Origin of the sequence: Faecalibacterium sp. Marseille-Q3530 (assembly GCF_017377625.1) — a bacterium.
GTDB classification, from domain to species: domain Bacteria; phylum Bacillota; class Clostridia; order Oscillospirales; family Ruminococcaceae; genus Faecalibacterium; species Faecalibacterium prausnitzii_E.
In genome coordinates this window covers 88,778-99,622 of sequence record NZ_JAFREH010000011.1, presented here as the reverse complement: position 1 = coordinate 99,622, position 10,845 = coordinate 88,778, and the positions used below count along the sequence as shown (strand labels likewise).

Here is a 10,845-nt window from a genome sequence, read left to right as displayed (position 1 = left end):
GTTCCGGGGTGGGACAGGGTGCTTCCGGGCCGGGATTTCTCTTCGGGATTTCCTCCTTCGGGGTCTCCAGCGGCGCTGCCTCCTCCCGGCCCGGCTTCAGGGTGCCGGAGGCGACGGCCTGCCGGGCCTGTGCCTCGCTCAGGGCCGGGGCGCTCCCTGCGCCGCCGGTCTCGCTGCCGCCCTCTGCGAACAATTGCAGGTCCATCATGGCCGCTTCGCCCCGGCGGCTCAGGTCTGCAAAGCGGAGGTTGTCCGGGTAGCGCTCGGCCAGCAGGGCAAACCCGGCCTTGGCCAGCTCAAAAGCCCCCTCTACCCACGGCTCCTGCGGGGCGGCGGCGGTCACAGCCAGCCGGGGGCCTTCCGGCTCATCCCAGGCATCGCTGCGGGCGGTCTTTTCCCCTGCCAGCAGGCTCACCAGAGCCTGCATCAGGGTGCTGGCACCGGCGCAGACGATGTCCTGCCCGGCGGGGGCATAGCCCGCGTGGCCGGACGCTTCCAGCCGCAGGGTCAGGCCCTCCGGGCCGTCCAGTTCACTGTAGATCACACGGATCATCGGTTCTCCTTTCCAAGGCCCATGGCATCTGCCGCGGCCTTTGTGCTCAAATTGTCTGCGGGGCCGGTCACAGCGGCCTTCCCCGGCTGTTCCTGCGCCGTCAATCGGCTCTGCAAAACGGCCAGCTGCATGGCCAGCGTACCGTTCTGCCGCACCCGCTGGCGGACTTTCTCGATGCCCTCAAAATCCATCATCTCCAGCGCTGCCAGAGCCGCATCGGCGTTGGCCGGGGCAAAGAAGCCCAGCTGATAGCACTCCTTGGCGGTCTCGTTCTGGCTCAGACGGCTGAAGGTCGATTTCTTCTCGGCGCTCACCACGATGTCGAAGACCGGTTCGCGGCTGCCCAGCTCCACCCCGCCCACGGTGCCGGCCGGCTGCGGGCGGAGCGCGGCCCCGGAAAAGGGCACGAACTCGTTCTGGCCTGCGGCCCCCACGATGCGGAAGACCCGCTCTTCGTCGTAGAACTGCCGCATCAGGTCCAGGATGAGGTAGCACTCCCTGGCAAAGGCACGGTACGCGCTCTTGAGCATATCCCGGCTCAGCTTCGAGCCTGCCTCCTGTAAGGCGGCAATGGCCGAAGCCGCCGTCACACCGCCAGCGGTTCCGCCCTGGGTCATATCGCGGTTGCCGGAGATCTCCTTCAGCTCCTCGATGCGGCTGTTGCGGTAGCTCAGGCTGTTGCCCTGCAGGCCCGCCGTCTGCAAGGGGCGGAAGCTGTCGTCGCCCAGCCGCCCCACTACATGGACGATATCCCGCGAGAGGTCTGCCAGTTCTTCTTCGTTCACACCGGCCGTGTCGCTCAGCACATACCGCTGCTTCGAGGCGAGCAGGACGTTCTCATCCATCGCATGGTTCATCCGGTCGATGGCGGTCTGGCACTCCTTCATCACATCAATGTATCCAAAGCCCGCCGGGCTGTCCTCCTCCATGAACAGTGGGTCGAACACGAACGGATACTTGCCGTGGTCATAGAATCCGCGCCCGGCCAGCGCCGGGTCGTTCTCGCTGGCGTAGAGCACCACCCCGTTGCAGAACTTGCAGTAGTGCAGCAGCACCCGGCCCTCGGCGTCCGGCTTTTTGTAGTACCAATCCACCACGACGCTCTTTTCGGTGGTGTCCAGCCCGCCGTCGTGGAGGAACCGGGGCACATCCAGTACACTGGCGCTGTGGCCCTTGAGCTGGGGCCAGCGGGTCTCCAGCTGTCTGGTGTTCTCCATCCGCAGCGAGAAAAAGTTCGGCGATGTCTGGATATCCTCCACGCCCGGCTCCCAGTAGAGCATGAGCAGATTCATGGGCCGGATGGCGATCTCGCCCAGGCCGCCGTGCGCTTCCGGGTCCCAGAAGACGCCCTTGACGCCGGTGCCCTGCTTGAGCTTGCGCCACCAGGTGTCGCTGTACACCTGCTCATAATCGGCCTGCTCCAGCACCACCGGCAGGATGCTGGAAAGTACCCGCGCAGTCTGTTCGTCGTCTGCCGCGCGGGGCAGCACGTTCGGGGCCGGGTAGTTGTCCATCGCATCGGCGTGTTTGTTGGCGATGGAGTTGAACAGCCACCCGCTGGACGGCTGGGGCTTGCCCTCCATCATCGGGTTCTGGTAATTTTTCCAGTGCCCCATCCGGAACCACAGTTCGTTGTCCACCAGCCGTTTGTCGAGCGCCGCCTTGCCTGCCTTGTACTTTTGCAGAACAGCCGCCGCCTCTGCGACCTCCTCCGGCCCGATGGGCAGTTTTTCTTCCACGATATCCATAATCTACTCCTTTCTAAATCCGATAAAATCTCGCCTGCCGGTGCAGTTCCAGCGGGTCGTCCCCCACCGGCGGGCGGGCCGTGCGCCGGGGCGGCGAGATGGGGTGTTCCATCAGGACATACCGGCATTCGTCGTAAATGTGGTCTTCCTGCCGGGTGTCGATGTCCTCCACGTTGCTCTCGTCGTACACCAGATTCGGGATGGTGCGCAGGAAGTGCCTGCAAGTATCGAACACCTGAAACATGGGCCGCCCCTCTCCGTCAAACGCCAGCCGGTAGTGGAACTGCATCTTACCGGCCAGTCGGGTGTGGTCGCCGGGCATCCAGTGCAGGAAGTTCGGCCCCCGCTCCATCATGGCGGCGATGCTCTCGCCCCGGCTCTCGTCGAAGATGGCCGGGTCCGCAATGCCCTGAATGACCCGGCCGCGCAGCTGCGGGTCGTTCTGCTCCACCTCCCGGATGCGCCGGGCCTGCTCCACCGGGTCGATCCGCAGCCCCTCGTTCGGGCGGCCTGTGCAGCCGTACAGCTCTTTGATGCGGTAGAGCCGCCCTTCCTCATCCGCCGCGTACCACCCCACCGAGAACGGCTTCGAAAACCCGAAGTCGAACCCGCGGTAGATCTTCCAGTGCTTCGGGATGGGGAACGGTGCGATCACATGGGTCCAGCGCTGGTCCTGATAGTGGGCGGGGTCGTTCCGCCACTCGGTGAACACCTGACCGGAGAAACTGTCCCAGCTGCCATAGAGCAGAGCCTGTTTTTCCGCTTCGGGCAGAGAGGCCAGACTTGCAAGGTAATCCGGGTCGTTTTCCAGCAAGGCCGGGTTGTCGAAGACGCTGGATGGGATAAACACCCGCGCCCGCTGCAGCACCTTTTCCGTCCCGTCCGGCATCCGCACCGGGAACGCTTCCACGATGGGAGTGCCGGGCGGGGCCGGGGTGATGAACCGGGCCTTGACCCAGCCGTGGCCGACGCCGCCGGGGTTGGTGGTGGCCCGCAGGTACACCCGCGTGCCGGGCCCGGTGGGGCGGTTGCGGCTCATCATGTAGCTGTACTCCTCCCATTCGAAGTGGGTCAGCTCATCAAAGCCGATGAAATCAAAGGCCTTGCCCTGATAATTCGTGCGGTCCTTGGTGTACTGCATCGAGCCGAAGTAGATCTTTGCCCCGCTGGGGAAGACCCACACATGGCTCGTGGCGTTGTACTGCGCCTCCGGAAAGGCCCGGCGGTAGTAGACCAGACTCTTGTCCACAAGGTCACTCAGCTGGGGAAAGGTCTTGCGCAGGATGAGCCCCCGGTAGTGCGGGATCTGCACCTGCCGCAGCGCCTCGATGATGAGCGCATCGCTCTTGCCGCCGCCTGCCGCGCCGCCGTAGAGAGCCTCCGGCTCCGGTCTGCGCATGAACTCCCTCTGCCGGGGCTGGGGCCGCCAGACGACTGGCGCATTCGTTCCTGTCTTCATACATCCTCCACCGGCGGCAGCAGCACCACGCCGCACTCCCGGCCCTCTGCATCCGCGCCCTGTTCGTTCAGCGTCTTGGCCACAGCGGCCAGATCTTTGAGCACCGCAGTGGCTTCCTTCAGGCCCTTCATGGTCCCGGCCGCCTCTGCACCGTCGCGGCGGGCCGCTTTCTGGCGGGTGTTCAGTTCTTTCACCTCCTGCGCCAGCATCGTGCTCAGCGTGTCCGTGGCGCGGTGCAGGTTGTCCAGTCCCTTGCCCGCCGAAGGTCGTATCTTCTGCGCCATTCGGTTTATTTCACATCCTTTCGTTTTGGCTTGTCAACATAATACCACCAATTATCTTTTTGCAACAGTGCAACCTTTCGTAGGCCCGCTCTGTAGTTTTTCAAATCCGTTTTCCGTTCTGTACAATTTTGCCATGCAAAAATCAACCTGTCCGCGTTCTTTTTCCGCAAATAGGGGGATCTGCCCTCAATTTTTTAAGGAGAAGCATAAAATGGGCTGGCGTATCGTTTTCAAATGGTTTATACTAGAACTAAACTTCGTCTCATTTCGACCTTCGGAGGTTTTTTATGGTATACCCCGATCAGCTGCCTGCGCAGCTTGCCCGCAGGTTCTGGCCCGAATGGCGGCTCGTGTTTTTCTCCGCCTTCGGGTTTGGCCTGCTCGCGCACTTTTATAAGATGGCCAACTGGCTCCCCAACTGGGATTCCCTCGTCTTCCGGTACGATGCCCAGCAGATGCTACAATATGGCCGCTATTTTCTCTCGCTGGCCTGCGGGCTCAGCTCCTATTACGACCTGCCATGGCTGAACCTGCTGCTGGGCTTGTTGTTCCTGGCTGGTTCGGCGGTCTGCGTGGCGGCGCTGCTGCACCTGAAAAAGCCGGTGGCGCTGGTGCTGACCGGGGCTTTGATCGCGGTCTTTCCCACCGTCACCTCCACCTTTGCCTATGAATACGTCGCCGACGGCTACTGTCTGGCCATGCTGGCCGCCTGCCTCAGCGCGCTTCTGCTCACCCGGCCGGGCTGGCGTTCCTTCTTCGCGGGGGCAGCCTGCCTGTGGTTCTCCGTGGGCATCTATCAGGCTTATCTGACCGTCACCATCACCCTGCTTCTGGTCTGGCTGCTGGACGATCTGCTCTTTCACCGCCGCAGCGCTGCCGCGTCCCTCCGCAGTGCGGGGCGGTTTCTGGCAGGTGGTGTGCTGGCCGGAGCGGTCTATGCTGTGGCCCTGCAGCTGGTTCTGGCCTTTTCCGGCACCGCCCTGTCCGACTATCAGGGCTTCGACACCGTCGGTTTTCTCCATCTCTGGTCGGCTCTGCATGGCTGCATCACCCGCTTCTTCCGCTTCTTCTTTGACCTGCACAACGGCCTCACGGTCTGGTTCGTGCTCAACGTTCTGGTCTTTGCCCTGCTGGCCGTTTTCCTGCTGACCGTCCTCGTACAGCAGACCCTTTGGCACGACCCGGTCCGCTTTTGGCTCCTGCTCGTCTATCTGGCCGCACTGCCGCTGGGGGCCGCGGCCCTCTGTTTCCTCAACCCCTGGGTCGATTACCACAACCTGATGACCATGGGCTACGCCGCCTTTTATCTGTGCTTCGTGCTGTTCTACGAGCGGCTGGACGGTCTCTCGCCGCGCGCTTCCGCGCTCCGGAGCTGGGCCATCCTCCTCGTGGGCGGGGCCATCGTCTTTTACTGCATCGTGCTGGCCAATGTCTGCTATCACCTGTCCCAGATGAGCTATGAGCGCTCCTACGGCACCCTTCTGCGCATTGCAGACCGCATCGAGCAGCTGGACGGCGCGGACGCCTGCACCCGGATCGCCGTCATCGGCCATCTGCCCGATTCCAGGGCTTATTCTGCCGACCTCTCCCCGGAAATGACCGGCTACACGGCCGGCCTCATCCTCTTCGCCGATAATCCGACGGTGGGCCAGAGCGTCCTCACGGCTGCATTGAACGACTACTGCTCCACCGACTACACTTTTGCCACCCGCGCAGAAAAGCAGCAGCTCCTCGCGCTGGACGAAGTCCGTCAGATGCCCCTTTGGCCGCAGACCGGTTCGGTCGCAGTCGTGGGCGATACCATCGTCATCCGGGCAGGAGAGGGGATCGATGCAGATGACTGAACCTCCCATCCTCTATTTTCACGCCGATGACTACGGCATGACCGCCCACGGCGATGCCCTCATCCGGGACTGCCAAACTCACGGCTGCCTGAACAGCGTCAGCATCGTGCCCAACGGTTCGCTGGAAGAAGCCGTCGCCGCGCTGCGCCCTTCCGGGCTGAAGCTGGCCGTCCACCTCAATCTGGTGGAGGGCAAAGCCCTTTCTCCCGCTGCGGAGATCCCGCTGCTCGTCCGGCCGGACGGCAGCTTCTGCAACTCCTTCACCGGGCTTCTGCGGCTCTCGCTGACGCCCCGGCGCAGGGCCTTTGCCGCCCAGCTCTACCGGGAACTGGAGCGCCAGCTCCTCGCCTATGCCGCCCTCTTCCCCGCCGGGACGCCCCTGCGCATCGACAGCCACCAGCACACCCACATGATCCCGCTGGTCTTCCGGACGCTGCTGCATATCCTTGCCGACCACCATCTCCCGGTCGAGCATCTGCGCATCCCGGCCGAGCCGCTGTCGCCCTTTGTCGGCTGTCCCCGGCTCTGGGGCAGCTATTCCGCCGTCAATGCCGTCAAGCAGGCCGTGCTGAACGGCTGCTGGCTGCTCGACCGCCCCGCATTCCGCCGCAGCGGCATCCCCACGGCCCTGTTCTGCGGCATCCTCTTCTCCGGCCACATGGACGCCGACCGCGTCCGGGCCGTGCTGCCGCAGTACCTCCGTCTGGCGCAGAAACGCGGCCAGCCGGTCGAGCTGCTCTTCCATCCCGGCGGCGTGGAGCCGGGCGGGCCCTTCTTTGACCCGCAGAAGACCGATTTTCACCCCTTCTATCTGTCCGAGGGCCGGGCGGTCGAGGCCCATGCTCTGCACACCCTCAGCCGAAAGGAGGTCGAGCACCTTGGCCGCTGAACCGCTTCTCTCCGTCATCCTTCCCGCCCACAACGAGGCGGAGAACATCCCCAAAATGGCCCGGCGGCTGGCCGAGGTCCTCACCGCCGCCCACATCCGCTATGAGGTGCTCTTCGTCAACGATGGCTCCACCGACAACAGCTGGGACATCATCCGCCAGACGGCGCAGGCGTACCCGCAGGTGCGGGGCATCCGGTTCTCCCGCGCTTTCGGCAAGGAAGCAGCCCTGTGCGCCGGGCTGCAGGCCGCCCGCGGCGACTGCTGCGTCACGCTGGACTGTGACTTGCAGCACCCCGTAGAAACGATCCCCGAAATGTACCGGCTCTGGACCCAGGGCATCGAGGTCGTGGAGGGCGTCAAGCGCGAGCGCGGCACCGAAAGCGCCGCCCACCGCACCGCCGCCCGCTGGTTCTATGGGCTCATCAGCAAGGCGGCCAAGACCGACCTGCGCAGCAGCTCCGACTTCAAGCTGCTGGACCGCAAGGCCGTGCTCGTCCTGCTGAATCTGCCGGAGCGGAACACCTTCTACCGCGCCCTCTCGGCGTGGGTGGGCTTCCGCACGGCGCGGGTGGAGTTCGACGTCCAGCCCCGCACTGCCGGGCAGAGCAGCTGGTCTACTTTCAGCCTCATCCGCTACGCCATTTCCAGCCTGGCATCCTTCACGTCGGCCCCGCTCTACCTCGTCATCCTGATGGGCTTTCTGATGTTGATTGCCACCCTTCTGGTGGGCGGCGAGGCGCTGTTCCGCTATCTTGCAGGCGAAGCGCTCGAAGGTTTCACCACGGTCATCCTGCTGCAGCTCTTCACCGGCACACTGCTCATGTTCAGCCTCGGCATCATCGGCTACTACCTCGCCAAGATCTACGACGAAGTCAAACGCCGCCCCCGCTATGTCATCGCCGAAACGCTGGACGACGCTCCGTAAAAAAACAAAAGATCCCCCGGTCAGCCGGGCCGCTCTCCGTTCAGAGCGTTCCAACCGCCGGGGGATCTCTTATTTATCTTGTGTTACAGCGTCTCGATGCGGTCAAACAGGCCCGTTGCGCCTTCCACAGCCTCCTTGCTGCCAAAAGCCACGCGGGTGCCGTGCTGCATCGCGGTGCCCAGCTCTGCGGCCATGGCCTTCAGCGCGGCAGCGTCCACGCTGCACAGGGCCTTGCGGTCTGCGGCCAGCATCGCGTCGGTGATGCCGCAGAAATACCGGCGGTCAAGGTCCCGCGCCTCTGCGCTGGGCTTCATGGGCTTGTCCATCTCGGAGACGGTGCCCACGATGGAATCCGTCAGGTCCTTTTCGGTGTACGCGCGGGCGGCCAGTTCCGCCGGGCCCTTTGCAAAGGTCTCGTAGCTCTCGGCCAGATGCGGGTCACGGTAGGTATACAGATACTCCGTCTCGGCGCGGGTCACCATGCCGGTGCCGTACGCGCCGCCCACCTCGCGGATGTGGTGCCACAGATACTCGTAGCTCATCACGCGGGCCAGCACCCGGCGCTCCGGCTTCCGCTCCTGCGGCCAGGTCAGGATGTCGTAGTTCACCCCGCCGTCGATAATAAAGGCTTCGTTCACCGGAGCCGTCAGCGCCTGGGTGTAGGGCCGGGCGGGCGAACGCATCCCCTCGGCAAAGGCACTGCTGGGCAGCAGGGCTTCCAGCTGCTTCCGGGCATCCTCGCTGCCGTGCAGACTGATGGTCAGGGCTGCATGGTGCAGCACCTTTTCCCGCACGGCTTCCAGCTTCCGGCCCAGGTCGGCCCAGTCGGCCTGTTCCAGCAGCACGCACAGGAAGTGATACCCTGTCACGCCGCTGCATGCCTCGCTCAGCGCATACTCCACCGAATAGTGGCTTCCGGCGCGCACGGCGGCGTACTGGTTGCCCATCTGGAGGAACTGCTGCTCCATGTTCAGCTTCTGCTGGCTCAGCACACGGGCGAAGGCCGCTTCGGCCTTTGCGCCGGTCAGCCGGGTCTCATACAGCCACTCGCCGCCGAGTTCCACAGCCTTTTCCAGACTGCGCTCCAGCAGGCTCATGTTCAGGGTGAGCTTTGCGTGGCAGGGGTTCCCCGCCTGCCGCCCGGTCCAGAAGCTGATGCAAGCCTGGCTGTCGCCCAGCCAGGTGCTGCGCAGGGTGTTCAGCTCGCGGGCCGTGTGGCGCGGGGTGTCCAGCTCGTCCAGCACATCGGTCAGCAGGTCGAGATACTGCACTTCTTCGGTGGTCAGCCCGCCGAGGTCATAGTAAATGTTCAGATACAAACTGCCTTTGGAGGGGTGGTGCAGCAGCTCCGCACCGGCCACGCTGCCCACAACGCCCTCGGCGCTGGGGCTGCCCTCGCCCAGGTCTGCCACCGTCAGCGGATGGTCCAGTGCCAGCTTGCCGTCGGTGCGGGCCGGGGCTGCATCGGGTTCTTCCGCCTTGGGCAGGGTCGGCACCTGAATGACCTGCACCGGCGCAGCCGCGAACAGCTCCCGCAGCAGGTCGTTGAACCAGCCGGAGGCCATCTTCTCCCGCAGGGCGGCGAAGAGCTGATTCGTGTGGAGCAGCAGGGTCGGGTCCCCGGCGTGGAGCCAGCCGGTCGCTGCATGGATGGCGTCCAGCACACCGTCGGGCAGGCTGCCCGGCCGCTCCAGCGAGGCGAACTCTGCCGCGTTCAGGCTGGCCAGCAGCAGGTCTTCCGGGATGCCCTCGGCCAGGATGTCGTCCACGGCGCTCCGGACCCCGGCCGCAAACCGGCCTGCGGTCTCCTCGGTGGCACCGCGCAGCACCAGTTCCAGCGTGGGCTGCAAAGTGCTGTCGTCAAAGCCGATGTCGATGTCGGCACCCAGCTGCTGTTCCAGCAGCGCAGCCTTCAGCGGCGACTGATTCGACCCCAGCAGCGCATCCAGCAGGATCTCCACGCCCAGCTGGCGTTCCCGGTCGGCAAATGCGCCGGTGTACCAGGCCAGCGCACACTGCACCTGGTCGGCCTCCGGCTTTTCGGTATAGTACGGGATGTTCACGCAGACGCCCGGCTGCTCGTCCTGCAGCGTCAGTCTGGGTTGGCTGGTGCCCTTGGGCATCCTGCTCAGGTAGTGTTCATCCAGGAAGGCCAGTTTTTCGGCCATATCCATCCTGCCATACAGGGTCACACAGCAGTTGTCGGCGCTGTAATGGCGGCGGTACACCCGCTGATACTTCTCATAGGTCAGCGCCGGGATGGAGGCCGGGTCACCGCCGGACACAAAGCCGTAGGCCGTATCCGGGAACATCGCCCGCTCCAGCGCATCCTGCAATTGTGCATCCGGGGAGGCCAGCGCGCCCTGCATCTCATTGTAGACGACGCCGCTCACGGTGCCGTCGGCATCGCGGTGCCAGCCCTCCTGCTCGAACACAGCCCGGTCCACCATGGCCAGCGGGCAGAACACCGCGTTCAGGTAGACGTCCATCAGGTTCCGGAAGTCGGTCTCGTTGGGGGTGGCGAAGGGGTAGACCGTCTTATCCGGGAAGGTCATCGCGTTCAGGAAGGACGCCATGCTGCTCTTGAGCAGCTGCAAAAACGGCGAGGTCACCGGGTACTTTTCGCTGCCCGCCAGCACCGAGTGCTCCAGAATGTGGAACACACCCGTGTCATCCGATGGGAAGGTGCCGAAGCCGATGCCGAACGCCTTGTTCACATCTTCGTTCTCCACCAGCAGGATGGTCGCACCGCTGACATCGTGGGTCAGCACGGTCAGGGTACCGTGCTGTTCGGGGCAGTCCTCGCAGCGCACGACGGTATAACCGGGATATTGCTTCATTGGGATTCTCCTTTTTCAAATGGATTTTTGTTTATTGTATCACGGTGCGCTGTAAGACGCAACAAACAATCCGGAGATGTTCTCTTTTGCGTGCGGCCCGCCAATAAAAATCGGCTCTGCTAAAAAATCGGAAAAGCGTCTGCGCCGACTGGCGCACCGCCCGATTTTTTGGCAGAGCCTTCTTCTTTGGGATTATCAAGGGCGAGCAGCCCTTGATTCGTGCCTCCCGTCCTTGCCGCGCTGAACACGCGGCATTTGCTTCGCAAACCGGACGTCGGCTTAAAAGCCCCGCAGGGGCTTTCA

General features: G+C 63.9%; 8 protein-coding genes and 1 pseudogene. 3 read left to right on the top strand and 6 right to left on the bottom strand.

The window, feature by feature from the left end; all coding sequences use genetic code 11:
* The 4 genes from J3350_RS10200 to J3350_RS10185 all read right to left on the bottom strand — a co-directional run.
* Positions 1-553: ribosomal-processing cysteine protease Prp (locus J3350_RS10200; RefSeq protein ID WP_207686532.1), on the bottom strand; the 553-nt coding region annotated here is incomplete at its 3' end.
* On the bottom strand, positions 550-2,301 hold the full coding sequence (locus tag J3350_RS10195) for a hypothetical protein (protein ID WP_207686531.1): 1,752 nt from the start codon (positions 2,299-2,301) through the stop codon (positions 550-552). The genes J3350_RS10200 and J3350_RS10195, both read right to left, overlap by 4 nt.
* A 13-nt stretch (positions 2,302-2,314) precedes the next feature.
* Positions 2,315-3,760, bottom strand: a complete 1,446-nt coding sequence (locus tag J3350_RS10190) for a terminase large subunit domain-containing protein (protein WP_097791899.1) — start codon at positions 3,758-3,760, stop codon at positions 2,315-2,317.
* A complete protein-coding gene (locus J3350_RS10185; RefSeq protein ID WP_097791900.1) occupies positions 3,757-4,044 on the bottom strand; it encodes a chemotaxis protein in 288 nt (95 codons plus the stop codon). Before J3350_RS10185 ends, J3350_RS10190 begins: the two co-directional genes overlap by 4 nt.
* Before the next feature lie 287 nt (positions 4,045-4,331).
* On the opposite strand from J3350_RS10185, the gene J3350_RS10180 reads away from it, so the two are divergent.
* Genes J3350_RS10180 through J3350_RS10170 form a run of 3 tightly spaced genes read left to right on the top strand, consistent with a single transcriptional unit; the run spans position 4,332 to position 7,702 of the window.
* Entirely contained in the window at positions 4,332-5,888 is a 1,557-nt protein-coding gene (locus J3350_RS10180; RefSeq protein ID WP_207686530.1) for a glucosyltransferase domain-containing protein, read from the top strand.
* Positions 5,875-6,777, top strand: coding sequence for a carbohydrate deacetylase (locus J3350_RS10175; protein WP_207686529.1), 903 nt, complete (start codon positions 5,875-5,877; stop codon positions 6,775-6,777). The genes J3350_RS10180 and J3350_RS10175 overlap by 14 nt, the downstream gene beginning before the upstream one ends.
* A complete protein-coding gene (locus J3350_RS10170; RefSeq protein ID WP_242700244.1) occupies positions 6,767-7,702 on the top strand; it encodes a glycosyltransferase family 2 protein in 936 nt (311 codons plus the stop codon). Before J3350_RS10175 ends, J3350_RS10170 begins: the two co-directional genes overlap by 11 nt.
* A gap of 83 nt (positions 7,703-7,785) precedes the next feature.
* On the opposite strand, the gene J3350_RS10165 is transcribed toward J3350_RS10170, so the two are convergent.
* Both J3350_RS10165 and J3350_RS10160 read right to left on the bottom strand, forming a co-directional pair.
* Positions 7,786-10,542 (bottom strand): insulinase family protein, encoded by a 2,757-nt coding sequence (locus J3350_RS10165; RefSeq protein ID WP_207686527.1) that lies wholly within the window; start codon positions 10,540-10,542, stop codon positions 7,786-7,788.
* A gap of 119 nt (positions 10,543-10,661) precedes the next feature.
* A pseudogene (locus tag J3350_RS10160) lies at positions 10,662-10,845 on the bottom strand (hypothetical protein); the annotation flags it as partial.